Annotated in this window: 20 protein-coding genes and 2 tRNA genes; 2 read left to right on the top strand and 20 right to left on the bottom strand. The window is 51.2% G+C overall.

Annotated features, from left to right (window positions below; all coding sequences use genetic code 11):
• Positions 1-91 precede the first annotated feature (91 nt).
• The gene (locus JYB63_RS21410) at positions 92-1,039 is read left to right on the top strand and encodes an outer membrane protein assembly factor BamD (RefSeq protein ID WP_205659966.1); all 948 of its coding nucleotides are present in this window, start codon (positions 92-94) and stop codon (positions 1,037-1,039) included.
• Between the two features lie 153 nt (positions 1,040-1,192).
• Here JYB63_RS21410 and JYB63_RS21405 read toward each other — a convergent pair whose 3' ends face one another.
• From JYB63_RS21405 to rlmE, 17 genes are all read right to left on the bottom strand, one after another.
• Positions 1,193-3,271, bottom strand: a complete 2,079-nt coding sequence (locus tag JYB63_RS21405) for a putative bifunctional diguanylate cyclase/phosphodiesterase (RefSeq protein ID WP_205659965.1) — start codon at positions 3,269-3,271, stop codon at positions 1,193-1,195.
• Positions 3,264-3,776 (bottom strand): putative pterin-binding protein, encoded by a 513-nt coding sequence (locus tag JYB63_RS21400; protein WP_205659964.1) that lies wholly within the window; start codon positions 3,774-3,776, stop codon positions 3,264-3,266. The genes JYB63_RS21405 and JYB63_RS21400 overlap by 8 nt, the downstream gene beginning before the upstream one ends.
• Before the next feature lie 536 nt (positions 3,777-4,312).
• Positions 4,313-6,415 (bottom strand): polyribonucleotide nucleotidyltransferase, encoded by a 2,103-nt coding sequence (pnp, locus tag JYB63_RS21395; protein WP_205659963.1) that lies wholly within the window; start codon positions 6,413-6,415, stop codon positions 4,313-4,315.
• Positions 6,416-6,595: 180 nt separating this feature from the next.
• The gene (gene rpsO / locus JYB63_RS21390; protein WP_205659962.1) at positions 6,596-6,865 is read right to left on the bottom strand and encodes a 30S ribosomal protein S15; all 270 of its coding nucleotides are present in this window, start codon (positions 6,863-6,865) and stop codon (positions 6,596-6,598) included.
• A 117-nt stretch (positions 6,866-6,982) separates the two neighbouring features.
• Positions 6,983-7,939, bottom strand: a complete 957-nt coding sequence (gene truB / locus JYB63_RS21385; RefSeq protein ID WP_205659961.1) for a tRNA pseudouridine(55) synthase TruB — start codon at positions 7,937-7,939, stop codon at positions 6,983-6,985.
• A gap of 3 nt (positions 7,940-7,942) precedes the next feature.
• A complete protein-coding gene (rbfA, locus tag JYB63_RS21380; protein WP_205659960.1) occupies positions 7,943-8,374 on the bottom strand; it encodes a 30S ribosome-binding factor RbfA in 432 nt (143 codons plus the stop codon).
• 6 nt (positions 8,375-8,380) lie between these two features.
• Positions 8,381-10,885, bottom strand: coding sequence for a translation initiation factor IF-2 (infB, locus tag JYB63_RS21375; protein ID WP_205659959.1), 2,505 nt, complete (start codon positions 10,883-10,885; stop codon positions 8,381-8,383).
• 24 nt (positions 10,886-10,909) lie between these two features.
• Positions 10,910-12,400 carry a transcription termination factor NusA gene (gene nusA / locus JYB63_RS21370; protein ID WP_205659958.1) on the bottom strand — a complete coding sequence of 497 codons (1,491 nt, stop codon included), beginning with the start codon at positions 12,398-12,400 and terminating at the stop codon, positions 10,910-10,912.
• A 39-nt stretch (positions 12,401-12,439) separates the two neighbouring features.
• Entirely contained in the window at positions 12,440-12,898 is a 459-nt protein-coding gene (gene rimP, locus JYB63_RS21365) for a ribosome maturation factor RimP (RefSeq protein WP_205659957.1), read from the bottom strand.
• 340 nt (positions 12,899-13,238) lie between these two features.
• Positions 13,239-13,315 (bottom strand) — tRNA-Met (locus JYB63_RS21360).
• 126 nt (positions 13,316-13,441) lie between these two features.
• Positions 13,442-13,528: transfer RNA gene (locus JYB63_RS21355), tRNA-Leu, on the bottom strand.
• A 10-nt stretch (positions 13,529-13,538) separates the two neighbouring features.
• On the bottom strand, positions 13,539-13,898 hold the full coding sequence (gene secG / locus JYB63_RS21350; RefSeq protein ID WP_205659956.1) for a preprotein translocase subunit SecG: 360 nt from the start codon (positions 13,896-13,898) through the stop codon (positions 13,539-13,541).
• A 12-nt stretch (positions 13,899-13,910) separates the two neighbouring features.
• Entirely contained in the window at positions 13,911-14,675 is a 765-nt protein-coding gene (tpiA, locus tag JYB63_RS21345) for a triose-phosphate isomerase (RefSeq protein WP_205659955.1), read from the bottom strand.
• Between the two features lie 134 nt (positions 14,676-14,809).
• Complete coding sequence (gene glmM / locus JYB63_RS21340) at positions 14,810-16,150, bottom strand: phosphoglucosamine mutase (protein ID WP_205659954.1); 1,341 nt, start codon at positions 16,148-16,150, stop codon at positions 14,810-14,812.
• A gap of 56 nt (positions 16,151-16,206) precedes the next feature.
• Positions 16,207-17,073: a dihydropteroate synthase gene (gene folP / locus JYB63_RS21335; protein WP_243432106.1), complete on the bottom strand. Its 867-nt coding sequence runs from the start codon at positions 17,071-17,073 to the stop codon at positions 16,207-16,209.
• An 80-nt stretch (positions 17,074-17,153) separates the two neighbouring features.
• On the bottom strand, positions 17,154-19,130 hold the full coding sequence (gene ftsH, locus JYB63_RS21330; RefSeq protein ID WP_205659953.1) for an ATP-dependent zinc metalloprotease FtsH: 1,977 nt from the start codon (positions 19,128-19,130) through the stop codon (positions 17,154-17,156).
• 95 nt (positions 19,131-19,225) lie between these two features.
• Complete coding sequence (rlmE, locus tag JYB63_RS21325; protein WP_205659952.1) at positions 19,226-19,846, bottom strand: 23S rRNA (uridine(2552)-2'-O)-methyltransferase RlmE; 621 nt, start codon at positions 19,844-19,846, stop codon at positions 19,226-19,228.
• A 143-nt stretch (positions 19,847-19,989) separates the two neighbouring features.
• Between rlmE and JYB63_RS21320 the strand changes: the two genes are divergently transcribed.
• Positions 19,990-20,292 carry a YhbY family RNA-binding protein gene (locus tag JYB63_RS21320; protein WP_205659951.1) on the top strand — a complete coding sequence of 101 codons (303 nt, stop codon included), beginning with the start codon at positions 19,990-19,992 and terminating at the stop codon, positions 20,290-20,292.
• Positions 20,293-20,390: 98 nt separating this feature from the next.
• On the opposite strand, the gene greA is transcribed toward JYB63_RS21320, so the two are convergent.
• From greA to carA, 3 genes are all read right to left on the bottom strand, one after another.
• Positions 20,391-20,867 carry a transcription elongation factor GreA gene (gene greA, locus JYB63_RS21315; protein ID WP_205659950.1) on the bottom strand — a complete coding sequence of 159 codons (477 nt, stop codon included), beginning with the start codon at positions 20,865-20,867 and terminating at the stop codon, positions 20,391-20,393.
• Positions 20,868-20,888: 21 nt separating this feature from the next.
• Positions 20,889-24,095 carry a carbamoyl-phosphate synthase large subunit gene (gene carB / locus JYB63_RS21310; protein WP_205659949.1) on the bottom strand — a complete coding sequence of 1,069 codons (3,207 nt, stop codon included), beginning with the start codon at positions 24,093-24,095 and terminating at the stop codon, positions 20,889-20,891.
• Positions 24,096-24,208: 113 nt separating this feature from the next.
• A complete protein-coding gene (gene carA, locus JYB63_RS21305) occupies positions 24,209-25,348 on the bottom strand; it encodes a glutamine-hydrolyzing carbamoyl-phosphate synthase small subunit (protein WP_205659948.1) in 1,140 nt (379 codons plus the stop codon).
• Positions 25,349-25,536 lie beyond the last annotated feature (188 nt).

Raw genomic sequence — 25,536 nt, 5'->3', positions numbered from 1 at the left:
AAGCCCGGTAAAATTTTGCCCATTATAACTGAAAGTGGCCTAAACCGCTGTCTTACAAGGACACCGGCAACAATTATCAGGATATTTTTTTATGCGCCTAGCTAAGCTGTTCGCGATTCTATCGATTTGTATCATGACCGCCGGTTGTTCGTGGTTTGGTGGTGGTGAAGAAACCGATAACCTGGATACCCCGGAACAAACCATTTATGACGAAGCGATCTCTGCCCTGAAGGCGGATAATTACCCGCTGGCAATTGAAAAGCTGCAGCTGCTGGAAGCCCGCTATCCGTTCGGCCAGTATTCTGAGCAGGCCCAGCTGGAACTGATCTTCGCATACCACAAGAATGGCGAAGCAGAAGCTGCAAAAGCCGCTGCCGACCGTTTCATCCGTCTGCACCCGAACCATCCGAACCTGGATTACGCGCTGTACCTTAAAGGTCTGACCGCATTTAATCAGGACAAGTCGATCTTTGAAGATTACCTGCCGATTGATGAAAGCACTCGTGACCCGGGTAACGCGCTGGATTCATTCAACAGCTTCGATACCCTGATCAAGCGCTTTCCGAACAGCCAGTACGCGCCGGACTCGCAAAAACGTATGGTGTACCTGAAAAACCGTCTGGCACAGTATGAAATTCATGTTGCCCGTTATTACGTACGCCGTGAAGCATGGCTGGCAGCCGCTAACCGTGGCCGTTATGTCGTAGAGAACTATCAGGAAACGCCACTGGTACCGGAAGCTCTGAGCATCATGGTACTGGGTTACACCCAGCTACAGTTACCGGAACTGGCGGCAGACGCCCAGGCAGTTCTGGACGCGAACTTCCCGGGTTTCCAGACCAATATTAAACGGGCGAAAAAAGAATCTCTGCTAAGCTCAGCAACCTTTGGACTGTTCGGTGACGGCGATCAGGAACCGGCTAACCAGCAACCTGAACCTCAGGCCGCTGAAGAAGACGAGAATGGCCGTTCATGGTTCAGCATTATGACCTTCGGTGTCTTCGATGATGACGACGAAGAGATTCAGCCAGCTCAGTAAGCTGCAATGAATACCCAATAAAAAAGAGCGGCACTGCCGCTCTTTTTTTGTCTGTTATTTACAGGAAATACAGCTGATCAGCCACCTGTTCACCACCGCCAAACCACCCTATAAGTGTCACGGCCAACACAACGACCACTCAGCAACACTTCATCAGGCGCTGCGGTAGGCCTCTGCAGACTGCATCAGATAACGTTCAAAGTCCGGTTGCGATAATGGCCGGCTGTAGTAATAGCCCTGAGTAAAGAGGCACTGATTACTGACCAGAAACGCTTCCTGTTCCCGGTTCTCAACCCCTTCAGCCACCACCTGCAGCTTAAGGCTTTGCGCCATCGACAAAATACCTTTCACCAGCTCATCATCATCCGGATCAACCGTCAGGTCTTTCACGAACGAACGGTCAATTTTGAGGATATTGATCGGGAATTTCTTCAGATAACTCAGGGAAGAATAGCCGGTACCGAAGTCATCAATGGCCAGACTAACACCCTGCTGGCGAATATTATCCAGCTGATCATGGATGCCCTGATCATCAGCCATCATCAGACCTTCAGTTATTTCCAGCACCAGCCGCTCAGGCTCAAGCCCGGTATCTTTCAATACCCCGGCAACCATCGCTGCCACATCCTGTTTCTGAAACTGCCGGTAGGACATATTCACAGCCAGATGCAGTGGCAAACCGCTGGTCTGCTTCCAGCGAACCGCCTGCCGGCAGGCTTCTCTTAATACCCACTCGCCGATTGGAACAATCAGACCGATTTCTTCCGCCAGCGGGATAAATACATCCGGTGCCACAAAGCCATTTTCATGATCGTACCAGCGGATCAGCGCCTCTGCGCCAACCAGGCGGCCGGTGTGAGGGTTAAACACCGGCTGATAGTTCAGCATGAACTCATTGTGCTCCAGCGCATCATACAGGGCCGCTTCCAGCTTACGCCGGTCATGGGCTTCGATATCCATCTGTGGTGTAAAGAACTGAAAGTTATTCCGGCCCCGCTCTTTGGCCTTATACATGGCACTGTCTGCCTTACGCAGCAGAGTACCGGTACTGTCACCGTCATCCGGAAAGATGGTTACGCCAATACTGGCAGAGACAAAGGCGTCATTACCGTCCAGGCGATACGGCATTGAAAGCTCATCGAGAATACGTCCTACAATATGTTCAATCACAAGCGGGTCCCGCACATCCGGCAGTACCACTGCAAACTCATCTCCACCAAACCGGGATGCGGTATCACTTTCACGCAACACATTCAGTATCCGGCCGGAGGCTTCCCGAAGCAGCTCATCACCCACCGAGTGGCCCAGAGTATCGTTAATGTGCTTAAAGCGGTCCAGATCCAGAAATAACAGGGCAACCTGACTGCCGTCCCGGCGGGCACGGGCAATCGCCTGGGAAAAGCGGTCTTCAAATAAATTCCGGTTAGCCAGCTTGGTCAGTGAATCAAAGTTGGCCTGATACTCAACCCGTTCCTTGGCCTCTTCGGCAATCATCTGGCTGTTACGCAATTGTTCTTCAACTTTGTAACGTTCCTGAATCTCACTCTTCAGGCTGATGTTACTGAGCATCAGTTCATGGGTACGCTGTTCAACCCGATCCTCGAGACCTGCCTGCATATCCAGCAAACGTTTATTATTACGATACAGATATACCGCGACAATCAGCCCCAGAATCAGCGCAATGACGCTAAACACTAAGGAGTTGCGGTATGACTCGTAGGACTTCATTTGTCGTTCCAGAGCCACTTCGCGGTTAAGGAAGTCCCGGTCCTGCTGATACTGATGGGATTCTTCGATCAGTTGCTTAAACAGCATGCGGACATTGTCGACGGTATCAGCATCAGGTGCTTCTGAACCGTAAAGCACACTGTCGATATAAATAATTGCAGTCTGCAGCCTTTCGAAGTCAAAACCATCCGCTACAGCTTCCCCACCCAGACGACCGGACTCGATACTGTCCAGGCGGCTCCAGAGAATATTAAACCAGGTATCAAAACGCTCCTGGCTGTCGGCGAAACGAGGGGTGGGATAGGCTTCAGCATAATGGGCAGCGGTGCGCATCAGTTCGTATTCATACTGACGCATAAAAAATACCAGTTCAGACCGGGTAGGCCCGACCTGCATACTGGATATTTGTCTGAACAGCCAGAATGAACTGAACATACTGAGCATAATAACCACAATCATCATCGTGGCGATGATGATTGAAGTTCTGGAACTGGATTTAATCATTTACTTCAAGCTGCACCAGTTGCCATATTGCACGTGAATAATAAGTACCGTTTTCAAGCTCAGCATTTTCTGACCAGGGATAAATCACCCAGACTGGCCCTTTAGTCCGAACAGTCAGCTGCTCGCCATTCTTTTGAATAGCCAGAATCACGTCAAAGGATTGGAAGTCTTCAGTGGGAATTTCAATTTTATATTCATTCGCAGCAAGTGCCGATACTGCACTGCCCCGGGCACCGGCAGCTGCCAGCACATCCCTTACCAGGGGACCACTGAATTCGGTAACCCCTTCAGTCCACCGGGTTTCTGTACGAATAACCCGTTGTGGAAACTGTAACAACTGCTCACGGTCCAGCTGCAGTGTGTTATCCGCATTATGCTCAGTAATATTGCCGGTGAGCGTCAGCAGCACCTTCCCCTGCGGCACATCCAGATTAACATCCTGCGCAAGCACAGCAGCAGAAAAGAAACAGCATGCAAACCATGTACATAACTTTTGCTTCAACATCACAGACTCCCGTGAAATCAAATACAAACAATACTCATAGGTTCTTTTTCTGCTTCCTTTTGCGAACTTACATCTGCCATTTCGGTTAAATGCCTGAGCCGGATTCCAGCCTCTGAATCCTACAGCCGGATCCCCTGCAAACATCTATGAGCAACCAGCCATAATTCTATGTTAAAAAAACGCTTATCGCTCTATCAGGCCATCGGTGAATCCACCATAATGAGAATAGAAACTGCGCTTTTTCAAACATATTTACGTTGATTTACCCACAAAGCTTCTGCCAATAAAGTTATAAGCACTCTTCTGAATAAAGCTAAATTAACTTAAAAAAATTTCAAAAATACAAAAACACCAATCATAACAAGTAATTAAATCCTTCCCGGAACTTTAATTAATACCAAAAGCAGAGCTTAGTGCTACCACAGACAGAACTGGCCTTCAAACAAATTGCCGTCAATCAGAACAGAGATAAACAGCGATAAATAGCAGGCACAAAAAAACCCGCCGAAGCGGGTTATTCTATGCAGCAATCAGCCTTATTCTACAGACTCATCCTGCTCCAGATCACGCATGGTCAGCTTGATACGACCACGGGCATCAACGTCCAGAACCTTAACTTTCAGAACGTCATCCATCTTGATGTAGTCAGTTACTTTCTCGATACGCTTGTTAGCAATCTGAGAGATGTGAACCAGACCATCTTTACCCGGCAGGATGTTGACGAATGCACCGAATTCTTCGATACGTACAACCTTACCTTCGTAGACAGCACCTACTTCAGCTTCTGCAGTGATTTCGATTACACGGTCAGTTGCCATCTTCGCTGCTGCTTTATCAGCTGCGTAAATACGGACTGTACCGCTGTCATCGATATCGATAGTTGCACCGGTTTCTTCAGTCAGAGCACGGATAGTTGCACCGCCTTTACCGATTACGTCACGGATCTTCTCAGGGTTGATCTCGATCAGGGTCATTGCAGGAGCATTGTCCGGCAATTCAGGACGGGAGTAACCGATAACCTTGCCCATTTCCTTCAGGATGTGAGCACGGGCTTCGTACGCCTGTTCCAGTGCGATTTCCATGATCTCTTCGGTAATACCGGTGATCTTGATATCCATCTGCAGAGCGGTAACACCGGCTTCAGTACCGGCAACTTTAAAGTCCATATCGCCCAGGTGATCTTCGTCACCCAGGATGTCGGTCAGTACGGCGAAACGCTCACCTTCTTTAACCAGACCCATCGCAATACCGGCAACAGGTGCTTTCAGAGGTACACCCGCATCCATCATGGACAGAGACGCACCACATACAGATGCCATAGAGCTTGAACCGTTAGATTCAGTGATCTCAGATACAACACGGATGGTGTACGGGAATTCTTCCTGAGTCGGCAGTACCGCAGCAACACCGCGACGTGCCAGACGGCCGTGACCGATTTCACGACGGCCGGTTGCACCGATACGGCCAGCTTCACCTACAGAGTATGGAGGGAAGTTGTAGTGCAGCATGAACGGATCTTTACGCTCGCCTTCGATCGCATCGATGATCTGCTGATCACGGGCAGTACCCAGAGTACAGGTAACAACAGACTGAGTTTCACCACGGGTGAACAGAGAAGAACCGTGAGTACCGGTCAGCACATCGATTTCAACTTCGATGTCGCGGACAGTCTTAGTGTCACGACCATCAATACGTGGTGCACCATCCAGAATGCGGCCACGAACGATTTCTTTTTCCAGTGAGCTGATGATGCTGCCCACTTCACCGGCAGACGCGCCGTCTTCACCTTCACACAGTGCTTCAACAGCCTGCTTGCGTACTTCTGCCAGCGCAGCCTGACGCTGCATTTTGTCAGCAGTCTGGTAAGCAGCTTCAAGACCTGCAGCAGCAACACCGCGAACCTGTTCGATCAGTGTCTCGTTCTTAGCAGCCGATTCCCAAACCCAGGCTTCTTTACCTGCTTCAGCAACCAGTTCGTTGATTGCATTGATAGCAACCTGCATTTCTTCGTGTGCGAATACAACCGCACCCAGCATTTCGTCTTCAGACAGTTCCTGAGCTTCAGACTCAACCATCAGAACCGCATCAGAAGTACCGGCAACAACCATGTCCAGCATGGAGTTTTGCAGTGCTTCGTAGCTTGGGTTCAGAGAGTAACCGTCTTCTTCAGTGTAACCAACACGTGCAGCACCGATAGGACCCTGGAAAGGAATACCGGAAATCGCCAGTGCAGCTGAAGTACCCAGCATCGCAGCGATGTCCGGATCGTTAACTTTGTCTGCAGACATAACCGTACAGATAACCTGTACTTCGTTCATGTAACCTTTCGGGAACAGTGGACGGATCGGACGGTCGATCAGACGGGAGGTCAGAGTTTCTTTCTCAGACGGACGGGCTTCACGCTTGAAGAAGCCACCCGGGATACGGCCAACTGAGTAGTATTTTTCCTGATAGTGAACAGACAGTGGGAAGAAGTCCTGTCCTTCACGGGCGCTCTTCGCACCAACAACGGTACACAGTACCTGTACGCCGGCCATGGTTACCAGTACGGCACCTGTTGCTTGACGTGCTACACGTCCGGTTTCCAGCGTTACCTGGTGTTCACCGAACTGAAACGTTTTAGTAATTGCTTGTGGCACAATAATTTTCCTTAAGCTAAACCAACAAATGCCCGCTTATCGCGTCATCAGGCCTCTTTTAGCCAGTACTCTGTTAACCCCTCACAGAAGGCCTATCAGAGTACAGGCTGGTTGATAAACGACAATTAAACAGGCGTAAAAAGCACCGGGGTCATCGATTGATGACCCCGGAACATTATCTTAGCGACGCAGACCTAAACGACCGATCAGCTCGACGTAACGGCTAGCATCTTTACCCTTCAGGTAGTCCAGCAGCTTACGACGCTGGTTTACCATGCGGATCAGACCACGACGAGAGTGGTGATCGTGGATGTGGCCTTTGAAGTGAGACTGCAGACCAACGATGTTGTGAGTCAGCAGAGCTACCTGAACTTCAGGGGAACCAGTGTCGCCTTCAGAACGCGCGTATTCCGCAACAATCTCAGCTTTCTTTTCAGCAGATAATGCCATTTTTCTTTCTCCAGTTTTTAATATGCACACGGCCGTAGCCGCCGGATTAAAAGTCGCGATGCACCGAGCATATTTTCAGTCCATCGTCAGAATGCTCCGGCCAGGGCCGGAACAAATTTAAACTTTGTTCTGGGTATTCAGCAAACGGCGGGATAACAGCCGTCCACCTTCGGTTACTTCACCGATCCCGAGGAATTCGTCATCCTCTGTCAGAATCCGCACCAGCGCCTTGGCCTCAGGGGATTCCAGCTGCACTTTCTGGCCTCTAATCAGTGCCAGAACCTGCTTTTCATCAAGAACAACCTCAGGGGTATCCGCTACCGGACTCCAGGGCGGCAATAATAACCCATCCAGATGCTTTTGTATGCCATCCAGGTCAACTTCAGGGGTCATTTTTTCCACTAAAGCTTCCAGTTCAGCCAACGGCATCATATCCGCCGCTTTATACGGGCCGGAATCCAGCCGGCGCAGCATCTGAACATGAGCACCGCAGCCCAGCATTTCACCCATATCCTGGACGATTGAGCGAATATAAGTGCCTTTACTGCAGCGAATATCCAGATCCACTTCATCGCCACGGAAGTCCAGCACGTCAATGCTGTATACCGTCACCTGACGGCTCTTCACTTCCACTTCAATGCCCTGACGGGCAAGCTTATATAACGGCTGGCCGTTGTGCTTTAACGCCGAGAACATGGAAGGTACCTGAGTGATCTGACCGGTGAATTCCTGCTGCAGCAGTTCATCTATCCGTTCAAAACTCAGATCAGCCGGTAACGGACGCTCTTCCACAACCTGACCATCAGCATCACTGGTATCAGTACGCTGGCCTAATTTAGCCGTGGTGATATAACGCTTATCCGCATCCAGCAGGAATTGAGAGAACTTGGTCGCTTCGCCAAAGCACAGCGGCAACATGCCGGTGGCCAGAGGATCCAGCGCACCGGTATGACCTGCTTTCGCAGCACCATAGAGACGTTTAACAATTTGCAGAGCACGGTTAGAGGAAATCCCGCCGGGTTTATCCAGCAGGAAAATGCCATCCACCGGCCGGCCTTTTGCCCGCCTGGCCATGGATTACTCCCCTTTCGTGTCCGGGTTTGGCTGATCGCTTTCCGGCGCATCATCTGCCAACAATTCGGCATCTGAACGGCGCGCCTGGAAAATCAGGTCGTTCAGACGACGACCCCGATCAACACTGGCATCAAAATGGAAGCGCAGTTGCGGCATGACCCGCAACTTAACCAACCGTGCAAGCTGCCCTCTCAGGAAGCCTGAGGCCTGGTTCAGCACTTTCAGAGACTCGGCAATGGCCTCATCATGATCTTTACCGCCTAACGGCAGCACAGTCACATAAACATCCGCATAGCCAAGGTCCTTAGCGACCTTTACATAGCTGATGGTTACCATTCCCAGACGCGGGTCTTTAATTTCCCGCTGAATCAGCTGAGCCAGTTCCTTCTGGACCTGGTCAGCGATTCGTTGTGTACGACTAAAATCTCTTGCCATAACGCCTTACAGAGTACGCTGGATTTCAACAGAATCGAATACTTCGATCTGGTCACCAACCTTAACATCGTTGTAGTTCTTAACGCCGATACCACATTCCATACCCTGACGTACTTCAGAAACGTTATCCTTGAAGCGACGCAGGGACTCCAGCTCACCTTCATAGATAACAACGTTTTCACGCAGTACACGGATACGCTTGTTACGGTATACGGAACCTTCGGTAACCATACAGCCGGCAACCGCACCGATCTTCGGTGCACGGAAGACATCACGTACTTCTGCAATACCGACGATTTCTTCGCGGAATTCAGGTGCCAGAAGACCGGTCATCGCCTGCTTCACGTCATCAATGATGTCGTAGATTACGCTGTAATAACGCAGTTCGATTTCTTCACGCTCAATCACCGCACGGGCCTGTGCATCTGCACGGACGTTAAAGCCGATCATGATCGCGCTTGAAGCCAGCGCCAGGTTAGCATCGGTTTCAGCAATACCACCCACACCACCGGATACGATGTTCACCTTCACTTCTTCTGTGCTCAGGTCGTTCAGAGCACCGGTCAGTGCTTCCAGAGAACCCCGTACATCGGACTTCAGGATAACGTTCAGAGACTTCTGCTCACCCGCCTGCATGTTGGCAAACAGGTTCTCCAGTTTAGCCTGCTGCTGACGCTGCAGTTTAACTTCACGGTATTTACCCTGACGGAACAGAGCAACTTCACGGGCTTTCTTCTCGTTGGAAACCACGGTGAATTCATCACCTGCACCCGGCGTACCGTCAAGACCCAGAATCTCAACAGGAATAGACGGACCGGCAGATTTAACCGGCTTGCCGTTTTCATCCAACATCGCACGCACACGGCCATACTGCAGGCCGGCCAGTACGATGTCACCCTGGTTCAGAGTACCATTCTGTACCAGCAGAGTTGCTACAGGACCACGGCCCTTATCCAGACGGGATTCAACTACCACACCGCGACCCGGCGCTTCAGGCACAGCGGTCAGCTCCAGAATTTCCGCTTGCAGCAGAACAGCATCCAGCAGCTCATCAATGCCCTGTCCGGTTTTCGCAGACACGTTTACAAACTGAACGTCACCGCCCCAGTCTTCCGGCAGTACGTCACGCTGAGCCAGCTCGTTCTTAACACGGTCCGGATCGGCTTCTTCTTTATCAATCTTGTTAACCGCAATAACCAGAGGTACACCCGCCGCACGGGCGTGGTTTACCGCTTCTTCGGTCTGAGGCATTACACCGTCATCCGCAGCAACAACCAGGATAACGATATCCGTCAGCTGTGCACCGCGGGCACGCATTGCGGTAAACGCCGCGTGACCCGGAGTATCCAGGAAGCTGACCATACCTTTGTCAGTTTCAACGTGGTACGCACCGATGTGCTGGGTAATACCACCGGATTCGCCTGCCGCTACGCGGGTTTCACGAATGTAATCCAGCAGGGATGTTTTACCGTGGTCAACGTGACCCATTACGGTTACAACCGGCGCACGTTCCTGAGACTCACCTTCAACAGCTTCATTGCTGGAACTCTCGATCAGCTGATCTTCAACGGTGTTTTCCTGCATCGGGATTGCAGTGTGACCCATTTCTTCCACAACCAGTGTTGCAGTGTCCTGATCGATCACCTGGTTGATGGTTGCCATCGCACCCATCTTGAACATTACCTTGATCACTTCAGCAGCTTTAATTGACATTTTCTTCGCCAATTCAGCCACGGTGATAGATTCAGGAATGTGTACTTCATGAATGACCGGTGCAGTCGGTTTCTCAAACGCCTGAACGTTATCGCTGGTCATACCCTTACGGACCGGCTTACCACCGCGACGGTTATCACGGTCATTACGGCCAGCATTGCCACCTTTACGGGACAGACGCTTGTTACCGGAATTTTTGTTGCCGCCCGCAGGCTTGCTTTCGTTACGGAATGCAGGCTTTTCACGGCCTTTCTTCGCCGCTGGTTTGGCTGTATCAGCAGCAGGCTCTGCAGCACGCTGACTCGCAGCTTCCTGAGCACTCTTCGCCTGAGCTTCAGCAGCCGCTTTAGCTTTCGCTTCAGCTTCCTGCTTATTGCGCATTTCTTCACGCTGCTTTTCCTGCGCCGCCTGCAGTTCAGCATCACGACGAGCGCGTTCTGCTTCTTCAGCTGCACGGGCCGCTGCTTCCTGCTCTTTAGCTGCAGTATCTTCCACTTCATCACGCTTAACATAGGTACGCTTCTTACGTACTTCTACGTTGATGGTCTTTTTACCGGACGCGCCGGCAACCTTCAGCTGACTGGTGGTTTTACGCTTCAGGGTGATTTTCTTAGGTTCGCCCTGAGACTTTTCACCGTGACTGCGCTTAAGGTGAGCCAGTAATTTCTGACGCTCATCTTCACTTACTTTAGAGCCTTCCTTCTTACCGGCAATGCCGGCTTCGCCCATTTGCGTTAACAAACGATCAACGGGAACGCCAACTACCTCGGCAAGTTGTGTTACTGTGACTTCTGCCATATTCGTTACTCTCCTACGTTGACCTTATTCTTCGTCCGCAAACCATGGTGCCCGGGCAGTCATGATCAGTGCTGCTGCTTTTTCCTCATCCAGCTCTTCGATATCAAGCAGATCTTCAACAGCCTGTTCAGCCAGGTCTTCCATGGTGACGATGCCTCTGCTGGCCAGTACAAACGCCAGGTGACGCTCCATACCTTCCATTTCCAGCAAGTCTTCCGCCGGCTCAGCACTTTCCAGCTTCTCTTCGCTTGCCAGTGCTAGGTTCAGCAGAGCATCTTTCGCGCGGTTACGCAGCTCTTCAACGATTTCTTCGTCGAAACCATCAATTTCCAGCATCTCGTCAACCGGTACATAAGCCACTTCTTCCAGTGAAGTGAAGCCTTCATCGATCAGTACTTCTGCGATGTCATCATCAACATCCAGATGCTTGGCAAAGGTTTCTAAAATAGAACCGACTTCAGACTGCTGCTTCTCAGCGGCTTCGTCTTCGGTCATTACATTCAGTTTCCACTCAGTCAGATCAGATGCCAGACGTACGTTCTGGCCGCTGCGACCGATTGCCATTGCCAGATTTTCTTCAGCAACCGCAACATCCATTGAGCGGGTTTCTTCATCAACAACGATGGACGCCACATCCGCAGGGGACATCGCATTAATTACCAGCTGTGCCGGGTTGTCATCCCACAGGATGATATCAACACGCTCACCACCCAGCTCGTTCGAAACAGCCTGTACACGTGCACCACGCATACCGACACAGGCACCAACCGGGTCAATACGGCCATCATTGGTTTTAACTGCGATCTTGGCACGGGAACCCGGATCACGGGATGCCGCACGAATCTCGATAACTTCTTCAGAGATTTCCGGCACTTCAATGCGGAACAGCTCGATCAGCATCTGATTGCTGACACGGCTCATCACCAGCTGAGGACCACGGCCTTCAGTGCGGATCTCATGCAATACTGCACGGATACGGTCGCCCATGCGGAACGCTTCACGTGGCAACAGCTGATCACGCGGCAATACCGCTTCAGCATTGTTACCCAGATCAACAATGATGTTGTCACGGGTAACTTTCTTAACAGAACCGGAAATCAGATCACCGATACGGTCGCTGTACAGTGCAACTACTTTAGCGCGCTCTGCTTCACGGACCTTCTGTACAATTACCTGTTTTGCAGTCTGGGCAGCAATGCGGCCGAACTTAACAGATTCAACCTGCTCTTCGTGAACATCACCTGGCTGCAGGCTGCTGTCGATTTCTTCCGCTTCTTCCATCGTCAGCTCAGTACCCAGCAACGGTACCGCTTCATTGCTCACAACATCCCAGCGACGGAATGTTTCGTAATCACCGGTTTCGCGGTCGATTACAACACGGATTTCCGCTTCTTCGTCGTAACGCTTCTTGGTTGCGGTTGCCAGCGCTAACTCGATGGCCTCAAAGATAACTTCTTTGGAAACATCCTTTTCGTTAGAAACTGCTTCAGCAACCAGGAGAATTTCTTTATTCATGCAACTGCCCCTACCTAAAATTCCAATCCTGCCCGTGGGTTATTTAAACTGCGGTACGATATTCGCCTTTTCGATATGATCGATTGGCAATAAATATTCATCCGCGTCAACAACCAGCACGATATCTTCATCTTCGATACCGTTAAGTACGCCCTTAAATTTGCGGCGACCATCAAACGGCATCCGTAAACGCAGCTGAACCACATGACCAATGTAGTCCTGATACTGCGACAGTTTAAATAACGGACGATCCATCCCCGGTGAGGATACTTCCAGCGTATATTCTCCGCTGATCGGATCTTCAACATCCAGAACACCGCTGATCTGACGACTGACATTTGCACAGTCATCCACACCTACGCCATTCTCTGAATCGATATAGACACGCAGCATGCTTTGCCGACCCTGCGACAGCATCTCAATGCCCCAAAGCTCAAGACCCAGCGCCACAACAGACGGCTCGATCAGGGCTTCTAAAGTACTCATCTTTGCGGACACGCAAAAACCTCAGACTGACTTGTTTAAACCAATAAAAAATGGGTCAGTGACCCATTACTTTCGTGGCTTTCCTGAGCCACAAGTACGAAAAAGCCCCTAAAAAGGGGCCAATCAGCGTACTAATTGAACGGTACTTAGCGTAATAAAACAGTATTTTATTACGCTAAACACCGCGCGAACCGAATCGCTCCGGTTCCGTTTTACTTGAGATAAACATTACTTAAGTAAAACACTTCATGCACAAACCCGCATGAAGCGACAGCACACTGCCTTTCTGGTAGAAAAAGATCTAATGAAAACAGATATCTTTTGGCTACCAGCAGCCTTAGCTGCTGTTTTTTGGTAGCGGGGGCCAGATTTGAACTGACGACCTTCGGGTTATGAGCCCGACGAGCTACCAGGCTGCTCCACCCCGCATCAAAAAAACCGGTGGGTATTATAATCTCACCGCGCCTGTTTAGCAATAACAGGACTTTAGAGGACCAGTCAGTTAAACATGACTGGCTATCCGACTGTTTCAGTCTCAGTGACTGAACAATGAATTGGTGCCGAAGGCGGGACTTGAACCCGCACGACCATTAGGTCACCACCCCCTCAAGATGGCGTGTCTACCAATTCCACCACTTCGGCAAATAAAAGGTTATTCTGACGGCGGTACGTCCGCATCAGCTGGCGCTGCGCTTTCTTCCAGAGCTGGCAATTCATCAGCCTGCTGCACCTGCTCAACAACTGCAGCAGAAGGAATACCTGCATCAGTTACCGCACCTGCCTGTTCTTTGGCGTAGATCGCCAGAACAAAACTGGTTACAAACAGACCGGCAGCCAGTACGCCTGTCATACGGCTCAGGAATGAACCGGAACCCTGACTACCGAATACAGTCTGAGATGCACCGCTACCGAAAGCAGCACCGGCTTCAGCACCTTTACCCTGCTGCAACAGAACCAGAGCAATAATCGCCGCCGCTAATAAAACATGTACCGCAAGAACCAGAGTTTCCATTTAACTATTCACTCACTTCAGACGCGCTGCGGCAGCACCACAGATCGTCAAAAAATCTTCTGCCTTCAAAGAGGCACCACCAACCAGACCGCCATCGATATCCTGTTCTGACAGGAGTTCTGCTGCGTTGCCGGCATTCATGCTGCCACCATACAGAATTGACACAGAATCTGCGACATCAGCATCCAGTTTTTTCAGTTGTGCACGAATAGCAGCGTGCACTTCCTGAGCTTGCTGAGGTGTTGCAGTCAAGCCTGTACCAATTGCCCAGACCGGCTCATAAGCAATCACAGTCTGCGCCATCGCACTGATACCTACCCGATCAATAACCGCTGCTACCTGAGCAGCCACAACCGGCAGTGTTTGCGATGCTTCACGCTGTTCCAGCGTTTCACCTACACATAAAACAGGCACAATATCAGCATCCAGTGCAGCAGCAAATTTATCTGCTACCTGCGCATCGCTCTCTGCGAACAAAGTACGGCGCTCTGAATGCCCCAGCAGTACATATTCGCACCCCAGGTCCTGCAGCATAGGCAAGGCAATCTCACCAGTGAAAGCGCCTTTAGGCTGATCACTGACATTTTGGGCTCCCACCTTAATGGCAGTATCCTTAACCAGCGAAGTCGCCTGATCAAGATAAACCGCCGGAGGACACACCAGCACCTCTACACCCTGCGCAACATCTACCCCTGCAACTAACTGGCTTAGCAGCTCCCGGTTTGCTTCACGGGTACCGTTCATTTTCCAGTTACCGGCAACGATTGTTTTACGCATATGATTTCCTCTGTGTAAGGCGGCGCACATAGTACCCAGTTTCAAAATAAGTTACAAGATCTTAACAATGCTGCGGCGGAATAAGTCACAACAAAGACATTTACACCGCCGAAACACCTTATGAATCAAGCTTATCAGGCAGCAATAGCCGCTTCTACAGCCGCCGCCAGCTCTGCTGCCAGCTCTGCAACCCATACAGCATCATCACCTTCCACCATCACCCGTACCAGAGGCTCGGTACCGGATGGTCGCAGCAATACACGGCCACGGTCACCCAGGCGCGCCTCCACATCAGCCACCGCCGCCTGCACTTCAGGCAAACCTACTACATCAATTTTCTCTGCCAGACGCACATTGATCATGGTTTGCGGCATTTTGGTCATTTCGCCTTTCAGCTCAGCCAGCGACTTACCGTTGGCAACCATTGCCTTCAACACCTGCAGCGCAGCAACAATACCATCACCGGTGGTGGTCACATCACGGCAAACCAGATGCCCTGAAGACTCACCCCCCAGCAGCCATTCATTTTCCGCCAGCGCTTCCATAACATAGCGGTCACCCACCTTGGCACGGATAAACGGAATCTCTGCTTTCTGTAATGCCTGCTCAAGGCCGAAATTCGACATCAGCGTACCAACCACACCGCCGTTCAGGCGTCCTTCCCGGTGCAGCTGCATCGCCATAATAAACAGCAACTCATCACCGTCGACCTGAACACCATTATGATCCGCCATAATCACCCGGTCACCGTCACCATCCAGTGCGATACCCAGATCTGCCTGATGTTCGGTCACCGCTTCCTGTAGCGCCTGTGTAGACGTCGCCCCACAACCATTATTGATGTTAAGACCATCCGGGCCGGCACCGATAGTTACCACGTCTGCGCCCAGTTCACTGAACACCTGAGGCGCTACGTGATACGTTGCACCGTTTGCACAGTCAACCACCACTTTCAGCCCTTTCAGGCTGAATCCGGCATTTACCGTACCTTTGCAAAACTCAATATACCGGCCGGCAGCATCATCAATACGGCGCGCTTTACCCAGCTCAGCCGCATCCACGGTAGTCAGGGCAAGATCCAGCTGTGCTTCGATAGCATGCTCAATATCATCTGGCAGCTTTGTGCCCTGTGCAGAGAAAAACTTAATGCCGTTATCGTAGTAAGGGTTGTGTGATGCACTGATTACAATGCCTGCATTCGCATTAAAAGTACGGGTCAGGTAAGCAATTGCCGGCGTCGGCATCGGCCCCAGCAACAGCACGTCTACACCTGCCGCAGATAAGCCCGCCTCCAGCGCAGACTCAAACATATAGCCGGAAATACGGGTATCTTTGCCGATAATAATTTTACTGCGGCCTTCACGGGCGAATACCTTGCCTGCAGCCCAGCCCAGTTTCAGCATAAAATCCGGCGTTATTGGCGCAGTGCCTACTTTGCCGCGAATACCGTCAGTACCAAAATATCGTTTTGTCATGTTATTTCCTTTCTGCTCCTGCAAACCGGTCAATTTACCCGGCCACACTCCTGCTGTTAATCCGGCTTGCGTTCCGCCAGCACCGCTTCACACATACGCACCACATCTACCGTTTCCTGAACGTCGTGCACACGGAAGATTGCCGCGCCTTTAGTAACGCCCAGCGCCACTGTCGCCAGACCACCGGACAAGCGCTGATCAACCGACTTATTCAGCACATGATCAATCATACTCTTACGCGATGTTCCCAGCAGCAACGGGCACTTAAGACGGTGCAACTGCTCCAGTTTATTCAACAGCCGTAAATTATGCTCCAGGGTTTTGCCAAAACCGAACCCCGGATCAAGAATAATCTTCTGCCGGTCAATCCCGGCGGTTTCACAGGCTGCTATTCTGGCCGCCAAAAACCCTTCTACTTCATCAATCACATCGTTATAGACCGGTGCATCCTGCATCGTCGCAGGACTGCCCTGCATGTGCATCAGACAAACCGGCAAACCGGTTGCGGCTGCCGCCTCAATCGCTCCGGACTTACCCAGCGCACGCACATCATTAATCAGGCCCGCCCCAAGCGCAGCAGCTTCTGTAATTACTTCCGGCGAACTGGTATCCACGGAAATGATCGCATCCACTTCCCGGTTAAGCCGTTCGACAACCGGCAGAACCCGGTTCATCTCTTCATCCAGGCCAACCGGCGTCGCCCCCGGCCGGGTTGATTCACCGCCGATATCAATGAACGCTGCGCCCTGTTCAACCATCTGTAAAGCACGGTCAATTGCCCGCTGAACCGACAGTTTTTCTGATGCGTAAAGTGTTCCGCCATCAGAAAAGGAATCCGGCGTCACGTTAACGATTCCCATCACCTGAGGACGGGTTAAATCTAAACGACGGGAAGCAAACTGAAACTGACTTAAATCACTCATTACTTACTGTTCCTAATTTCAGAACGTAAAAAGGCCAGCACAGGGACGTGCTGACCTTTTTCAGATTTCAACAACACTGATTAATGCAGGTTCTGATCCGGCGCATCCGGCTGATCACGCTGCTCGTCATCATCACGGGGCATATCATCAGACGCTTTGTTTTGCTCAGCGTCAGACGCACTTTCACCCGGCTCAGATGAATCAGACTTAGGACCATCCTTCTTAGAATCACTGTCACTCCAGCCCTCAGGCTCAGACACTTCTTCACGGGCCATCAGCTGATCAATCTGAGAAGAATCAATCGTCTCGTACTTCATCAGCGCCTGGGTCATGGTCTCCAGAATGTCACGGTTATCTTCCAGCATCTGGTAAGCCTGTGCGTAACAGTCGTCGATAATCTTACGGGTAGTCGCATCAATCTTCTGCTGCAACTCTTCAGAGATTGGCTTGCTGCCCTGACCGTAACCACGGTTAAACGGATCAGACTCTTCCTCATCGTACAGCAGTGGCCCCAGCTCTTCACTCAGACCCCAGCGTGTCACCATATTCCGTGCGATGCTGGTTGCCCGCTGAATATCGTTAGACGCACCGGTGGTAACACCTTCTTTACCCAGCGTCATTTCTTCTGCAATACGGCCGCCGTACAGGCTGCAGATATTCGCCAGCAGCATTTTACGGCTGTGGCTGTAGCGGTCTTCTTCCGGCAGGAACATGGTCACACCCAGTGCCCGGCCCCGCGGAATAATAGAGACCTTGTAAACAGGATCATGATCCGGCAACAGACGACCAACAATCGCGTGACCGGATTCGTGATAAGCGGTATTCAGACGCTCTTCGTAAGACATCACCATCGACTTACGCTCAGCACCCATCATGATTTTATCTTTTGCTTTTTCAAACTGATCCATACCAACCGTGCGCTTGCTGGCACGGGCAGCAAACAGCGCAGCCTCGTTTACCAGGTTAGCCAGATCAGCACCGGAGAACCCGGGGGTACCACGGGCAATCAGCTCAGGCTTCACATCGTCACCCAGCGGGACTTTACGCATGTGTACTTTCAGGATCTGCTCACGACCACGGATATCCGGCAGGCCAACATGTACCTGACGGTCAAAACGGCCAGGACGCAGCAGCGCAGGGTCCAGTACGTCCGGACGGTTAGTTGCAGCAATTACGATGATACCTTCCGTACCTTCAAAACCATCCATCTCAACAAGCAGCTGGTTAAGAGTCTGCTCACGCTCGTCGTTACCACCACCCATGCCAACACCACGGTGACGGCCTACGGCATCAATCTCATCAATGAAGATGATACATGGCGCATTTTTCTTCGCCTGATCGAACATATCACGGACACGGGACGCACCCACACCCACGAACATTTCAACAAAGTCTGAGCCGGAAATAGTGAAGAACGGTACTTTCGCTTCACCGGCAATGGCTTTAGCCAGCAACGTTTTACCGGTACCCGGACTACCCGCCATCAGTACGCCGCGGGGGATATGGCCACCCAGACGCTGGAATTTGCCAGGATCACGCAGGTAATCAACCAGCTCTTTCACTTCTTCTTTGGCTTCTTCAACACCGGCAACATCTTCAAACGTAGTCTTGATCTGGTCTTCGCTCATCATCCGCGCTTTAGACTTACCAAACGACATCGGGCCGCCTTTGCCGCCACCGCCGCCCTGCATCTGGCGCATGAAGAACATGAACACAGCAATGATCACCAGAATCGGGAAGCTGGCAACCAGCAGCTGTGTCCAGACACTTTGTTTCTCAGGCTGTTTACCTTCAATAATGACATTGTGGTTGTACAGGTCATCAACCAGCTTAGGATCCTGCAGCGCCGGACGTACCGTCTGGAAGCGCTCACCATTCTTACGGAAACCTTCGATGGTATAACCGTCAATAATTACCTTGCTGACCCGATCATCCTTCACCTCTGTGATGAATTCAGAATAATTCAGCGACTGCGAACTGGTTTCGCCGCTGAAGTTATTAAACACTGTCAGCAGTACTGCCGCGATTACCAGCCACAGTACTAAATTTTTCGCCATATCGTTCAAAGGATGACCCTCTGTTTGCTACTTATCTTTGTGTCGTAAAACCCAAGCCTGCAAAAACTACAGTACTTCACAAGCTTTGACCATCTTTACGGCCGGAAATTACGCCCAACCATATAAACTTCACGGGAACGGGCCCGGGAGGCGTCCGGCTTACGGGTATAAACCTTGGTAAAACTGCTTTTCACGTCCTGCATGTAGGCATCAAAGCCCTCACCCTGAAACACTTTGGCGATAAAATCGCCTCCGGGACGTAACGTTGTCCGCGCCAGATCCAGCGCCAGCTCAACAAGATACATGGCAGCCGGCTGATCAATCGCAGACATACCACTCATATTGGGGGCCATATCTGAAATTACAAGGTCTGAAAGATCATCTCCCAGAGTTTGCAGTATTTCATTCAGCACAGACTCTTCCGTAAAGTCCCCCTGAATAAACTGTACACCGGGTAAATTGTCCATCGGCAATATGTCTGATGCCACCACCCGGCCATTATCACCGACCAGCTCTGCCGCCACCTGCGACCAGCCACCCGGCGCTGCACCAAGGTCTACGACTGTCATCCCCGGACGGATCAGCTTATCTTTCTGGTTCAGCTCCAACAACTTATAGCTGGCACGGGAGCGATAACCATCCTCTTTGGATTTCTTTACGTACTGATCGTCGAAATGTTCCTGCAGCCAACGACCACTGCTTTTTGATCTGGACAAATTAACCTACCGATTGAATATCAGCCAACGCTACTCTGGCGGGCTGAAGTGAGGTAAAATCGCAGCTAAATTTTGCAGCACTTACAAGACAACCTGTAAAACCGCCTGCAATCCCCATTATTTTAAAGGCCAAGTATTTTAGTATGAGCTTAACCACAGCGCAAAAGAAGCAGTTCCGTAGCATAGGCCACGGTCTGAACCCGATCATTACCGTTGCCGGCAATGGTCTTAACGAAAACATTCTGCTTGAAGCAGACCGCGCCCTGGAAGATCACGAACTGATCAAGGTTAAGTTCGTTGTCGGCGACCGCACCGTTAAAAAAGCCCTGATCAAGGAAATGAGCCAGATCGTTGAAGCCCAGATCGTTCAGGAAATCGGTAACGTTGCACTGCTGTACCGCGCCGCGCAGAACCCTAATCCTAAGCTGTCTAACCTGTTACGCTGAACAGTGTGGCAACACAGAACTGAATCTGCTGCATTAAACATAAGGCAGATAAAAAGAAACCGCCAGCTGGCGGTTTCTTCGTTTCTGACAGTCAGAAATTATACGTGATGTACCTGGTCGATTTCGTACTCAACAGCACCACCCGGCGTGTTAACCACAACCACATCACCTTCTTCCTTACCTACCAGCGCACGGGCAATCGGTGAACCCACTGAAATCTTGCGATTTTTAATATCAGCTTCGTCTTCACCCACAATCTGGTAACTGACGGTATCGTCAGTATCCAGATTGATGATATCCACGGTTGTACCGAAGATAACTTTACCGCTGTGAGGAATCTGGGTGACATCGATAACCTGAGCAGAACCGAGCTTACCTTCCAGCTCCTGAATCCGGCCTTCAATGAAACCCTGCTGCTCACGTGCCGCATGGTATTCAGCATTCTCTTTCAAATCACCGTGCTCACGGGCTTCTGCAATCGCGGCGATGACTGTCGGACGCTGAACCGTTTTCAGGTCATCCAGTTCTTCACGAAGTGCTTTTTCACCGTGCACTGTCATTGGAAATTTTTGCATATCCTGTCTCTCTTATAACTCTTAGTGCAGATCCTGCAGACGGCGCACTTCTTTCTCTTCGCCATACTGCATTGCCATGATCATTGCTTCAGCACCAGCCAGCGTAGTGGTATAAGGCACTTTGTGCTGCAGTGCTGTGCGACGGATCTCAGCAGAATCAGCGATCGCCTTACGGCCTTCAGTGGTGTTGATGGCATAGGCAATTTCATCGTTCTTCAACATATCAACAATGTTCGGACGACCTTCCATTACCTTGTTCACCAGACCTACTTCAATACCGGCATCTGTCAGCAGCGCAGCTGTACCGCTGGTTGCAACCAGCGTAAAGCCAAGATCAATCAGATCACGGGCCAGCTTCAGCGCACCCTGCTTATCCACATCACGTACAGAGATAAACGCCTTACCTTTGGCAGGCATCTTATCACCGGCACCGCGAACAGCTTTCATGAATGCTTCGCCGAAGGTTTCACCCACACCCATTACTTCACCAGTAGACTTCATCTCCGGGCTCAGAATAGGGTCAACACCCTGGAACTTGTTGAACGGGAAGACAGCTTCTTTCACGTTAAACATTTCAGGGACGATTTCTTCAGTGAAGCCCAGCTCGCTCAGTTTCTTACCGGTCATAACCAGTGCGGCAATTTTCGCCAGGGAAACACCGATACACTTGGACACGAACGGCACTGTACGGGACGCACGCGGGTTAACTTCGATTACATAGATTTCGCCATCCTGGTACGCCAGCTGAACGTTCATCAGACCAACTACACCCAGCTCAAGCGCCATCTTCTTCACCTGCTCACGCATCTGATCCTGCACATCAGCAGGCAGACTGTAAGGCGGCAGAGAACATGCAGAGTCACCGGAGTGAACACCAGCTTGCTCAATGTGCTGCATGATGGCACCGATCACAACGATCTCGCCGTCACAGATAGCATCAATATCCACTTCAACAGCAGCATTCAGGAAGTGATCCAGCAGTACCGGCGCGTCATGAGATACCTGTACAGCAGTATTCATGTACTGACGCAGTTCAGCTTCGTTGTAAACGATTTCCATCGCCCGGCCACCCAGAACGTAGGATGGACGCACAACCAGCGGGTACTCCAGCTTAGCCGCTTCAATGATGGCTTCTTCCTGACTGCGCACAGTCGCGTTTTCAGGCTGCTTCAGACCCAGACGCTTCAGCATTTGCTGGAACTGTTCACGGTCTTCCGCACGGTCAATCGCTTCAGGAGACGTACCGATAATTGGTACACCCGCCTGCTCCAGCGCCAGCGCCAGTTTCAGAGGCGTCTGACCACCGTACTGAACGATCACACCCTTAGGCTGTTCAACGTGGACAATCTCCAGTACGTCTTCCAGAGTGATCGGCTCAAAGTAGAGACGGTCAGATGTATCATAATCGGTAGAAACCGTTTCAGGGTTACAGTTAACCATGATGGTTTCGTAGCCGTCTTCACGGGCAGCCAGTGCCGCGTGTACACAGCAGTAATCAAACTCAATACCCTGACCGATACGGTTAGGGCCGCCACCGATAACCATGATCTTGTCACGGTCAGACGGGTTAGACTCACACTCTTCTTCGTAAGTGGAGTACATGTAAGCAGTATCAGTTGAGAACTCAGCCGCGCAGGTATCAACACGTTTGAATACCGGACGGATATCCAGGCTGTGACGCTGCTTACGCACCTGCTTCTCGCTCACACCCAGCAGTGTCGCCAGACGGGCATCAGAGAAACCTTTACGCTTCAGACGGAACAGCGTGTCCTTATCCAGTTCAGACAGCGCCATTTCAGAAACACGCTGCTCTTCTTTGATCAGGTCTTCAATCTGTACCAGGAACCATGGGTCGATGCCGGACAGCTCATACAGCTCTTCCATGCTCATACCCAGACGCATGGCGTCGGCCAGGTACCAGATACGCTCAGCACCCGGCTGCTTCATTTCACGGATGATATCGGAACGCACATCTTCGTCGTCCAGATTCACAATCGGATCCAGGCCTGTTGCACCGACCTCCAGACCGCGCAGTGCTTTCTGCAGAGATTCCTGCTGAGTACGGCCAATCGCCATTACCTCACCCACGGACTTCATCTGAGTAGTCAGACGGTCATTCGCCTGCGGGAATTTCTCGAAAGTGAAACGCGGAATCTTAGTAACAACGTAGTCAATCGCCGGTTCAAAAGACGCAGGGGTCGCGCCGCCGGTGATGTCGTTCTGCAGCTCATCCAGGGTATAACCAATGGCCAGCTTGGCAGCCACTTTAGCAATCGGGAAACCGGTCGCTTTGGATGCCAGTGCAGATGAACGGGATACCCGCGGGTTCATCTCGATAACCACCATACGGCCAGTCTTCGGACACATACCGAACTGTACGTTAGAACCGCCGGTTTCTACGCCGATCTCACGCAGTACTGCCAGGGAGGCATTACGCATGATCTGATATTCTTTATCGGTCAGGGTCTGTGCAGGTGCAACGGTGATAGAGTCACCGGTGTGTACACCCATGGCATCAAAGTTTTCGATGGCACAGATGATGATGCAGTTGTCGTTTTTGTCACGGACAACTTCCATCTCGTATTCTTTCCAGCCAATCAGGGACTCATCAATCAGCAGCTCGCTGGTTGGTGACAGATCCAGGCCGCGTTCGCAGATCTCAACAAATTCTTCTTTGTTGTATGCGATACCGCCACCGGTACCACCCATGGTGAAAGACGGACGGATAATACAAGGGAAGCCCAGCTGCGCCTGAACCTGGATCGCCTCTTCCATACTGTGAGCAATCGCAGCACGCGGGCATTCCAGACCGATGTCTTTCATCGCCTTATCGAAACGGTCACGGTCTTCAGCTTTGTCGATAGTGTCTGCGTTTGCGCCAACCATCTCTACGCCGAATTTCTCCAGCACACCTTCGCGCTCAAGATCCAGCGCACAGTTCAGTGCAGTCTGACCACCCATTGTTGGCAGCACTGCATCCGGACGCTCTTTCTCGATAATTTTCGCAACGGTCTGCCACTGAATAGGCTCAATGTACGTCGCGTCAGCCATACTTGGATCGGTCATAATGGTGGCTGGGTTAGAGTTCACCAGAATAACGCGATAGCCTTCTTCACGAAGGGCTTTACAGGCTTGAGCACCTGAATAGTCAAACTCACAGGCTTGACCGATAACGATAGGCCCCGCACCGAGGATCAGAATACTTTGTATATCCGTACGTTTAGGCATGTGTAATCAACCGATCTTCAAAAGATTCAACGGGAATTTTACCAGCCGGTAAAATTCTCTCAATTCAAATCCGCCCGGATATACCGGGCGGAAAATATTGCTGTGACGGGAAATCAGCCCGCCTTACGCTCTGCCATTGCCGCAATGAAGCGGTCAAACAGAGGGGCCACATCATGGGGGCCCGGACTCGCTTCAGGGTGCCCCTGGAAGCTGAATGCCACCCGGTCAGTCCGCTCAATCCCCTGCAGGGAACCGTCGAACAGTGACTTATGGGTTGCACGGATCGTTTCAGGCAGAGAATCCTCATCCACTGCGAAGCCGTGATTCTGGCTGGTAATCAGCACCTGAGAAGAATCCAGATCCTGTACCGGGTGGTTCGCACCGTGATGACCGAACTTCATCTTCACTGTGTTAGCACCGGAAGCCAGCGCCAGTAACTGATGGCCCAGGCAGATACCGAAAACCGGCAACTCAGTTTCACAGATTTCAGTGATCGCCTTAATCGCGTAGTCACAAGGCTCCGGGTCACCCGGGCCATTAGACAGAAACACACCGTCAGGATTCAGCGCCAGTACTTCAGCAGCAGGTGTCTGTGCAGGCACAACCGTCAGACGGCAGCCACGCTCAACCAGCATACGCAGAATGTTACGCTTCACACCGTAATCGTAGGCAACAACATGATAAGGCAGTTCTTCTGCAGAACGCTCCTGATGACCCTCAACCAGATCCCAGGTAGAAGACGTCCACTCGTAAGACTCTTCAGTGGTCACAACCTTCGCCAGATCCATACCCTTCAGACCAGGAAACTCCTGTGCTGCAGCCAGCGCAGCTGCTTCGCTCAGGTCTTCACCCGCCATCACGCAACCGCTCAGGGAACCTTTTTCACGCAGAATGCGTGTCAGGCGACGGGTATCGATATCAGCAATACCAACAATGTTGTTGGCTTTCAGGTAGTCATCCAGGCTTTGCTCATTACGCCAGCTGCTGGCCAGCAATGGCAGATCCCGGATTACAAGACCGGCAACCCAGGTTTTAGCCGACTCTTCATCTTCATTTGTTGTGCCCACATTGCCAATGTGCGGGTATGTAAGAGTCACAATCTGACGGCAGTAGGATGGGTCCGTCAGAATCTCCTGATAACCAGTCATAGAAGTGTTAAACACCACCTCACCAGAGGACTGGCCATCCGCGCCAATAGCTACTCCCCGGAAGATACTTCCGTCTTCAAGGGCCAGAATGGCTGGTCTTGTCAAATCAACCTCCCCGCTTAGAGCGCATCTAAACAGAATCAATAACTTAGAATCAACAACCGATAAGTTGCAAAAAAGCGAGACAGAACAAAAGTCCATCTCGCTTTTTCAAAAAATCCGGTTGTCGCATTTACTGTATGCAAAACGGCGGTATTTTAGTGCATTCCCCCGCAACTGTCTATGGGCAACAT

It is taken from the genome of Aliamphritea spongicola (genome assembly GCF_017051665.1).
GTDB lineage: Bacteria > Pseudomonadota > Gammaproteobacteria > Pseudomonadales > Balneatricaceae > Amphritea > Amphritea spongicola.
Note: the sequence above shows the minus strand (reverse complement) of the source record. Positions and strands in the feature narration are given on the sequence as shown.

Coding starts and splice junctions, on each gene's coding strand:
- greA (WP_205659950.1), bottom strand. CDS start 20,867: ATGCAAAAATTTCCAATGACAGTGCACGGTGAAAAAGCACTTCGTGAA.
- truB (WP_205659961.1), bottom strand. CDS start 7,939: ATGGCCAGGCGGGCAAAAGGCCGGCCGGTGGATGGCATTTTCCTGCTG.
- folP (WP_243432106.1), bottom strand. CDS start 17,073: ATGAGTGATTTAAGTCAGTTTCAGTTTGCTTCCCGTCGTTTAGATTTA.
- nusA (WP_205659958.1), bottom strand. CDS start 12,400: ATGAATAAAGAAATTCTCCTGGTTGCTGAAGCAGTTTCTAACGAAAAG.
- ftsH (WP_205659953.1), bottom strand. CDS start 19,130: ATGGCGAAAAATTTAGTACTGTGGCTGGTAATCGCGGCAGTACTGCTG.
- tpiA (WP_205659955.1), bottom strand. CDS start 14,675: ATGCGTAAAACAATCGTTGCCGGTAACTGGAAAATGAACGGTACCCGT.
- rbfA (WP_205659960.1), bottom strand. CDS start 8,374: ATGGCAAGAGATTTTAGTCGTACACAACGAATCGCTGACCAGGTCCAG.
- glmM (WP_205659954.1), bottom strand. CDS start 16,150: ATGACAAAACGATATTTTGGTACTGACGGTATTCGCGGCAAAGTAGGC.
- JYB63_RS21400 (WP_205659964.1), bottom strand. CDS start 3,776: ATGTTGAAGCAAAAGTTATGTACATGGTTTGCATGCTGTTTCTTTTCT.
- rpsO (WP_205659962.1), bottom strand. CDS start 6,865: ATGGCATTATCTGCTGAAAAGAAAGCTGAGATTGTTGCGGAATACGCG.
- JYB63_RS21405 (WP_205659965.1), bottom strand. CDS start 3,271: ATGATTAAATCCAGTTCCAGAACTTCAATCATCATCGCCACGATGATG.
- JYB63_RS21410 (WP_205659966.1), top strand. CDS start 92: ATGCGCCTAGCTAAGCTGTTCGCGATTCTATCGATTTGTATCATGACC.
- secG (WP_205659956.1), bottom strand. CDS start 13,898: ATGGAAACTCTGGTTCTTGCGGTACATGTTTTATTAGCGGCGGCGATT.
- infB (WP_205659959.1), bottom strand. CDS start 10,885: ATGGCAGAAGTCACAGTAACACAACTTGCCGAGGTAGTTGGCGTTCCC.
- carB (WP_205659949.1), bottom strand. CDS start 24,095: ATGCCTAAACGTACGGATATACAAAGTATTCTGATCCTCGGTGCGGGG.
- JYB63_RS21320 (WP_205659951.1), top strand. CDS start 19,990: ATGAGCTTAACCACAGCGCAAAAGAAGCAGTTCCGTAGCATAGGCCAC.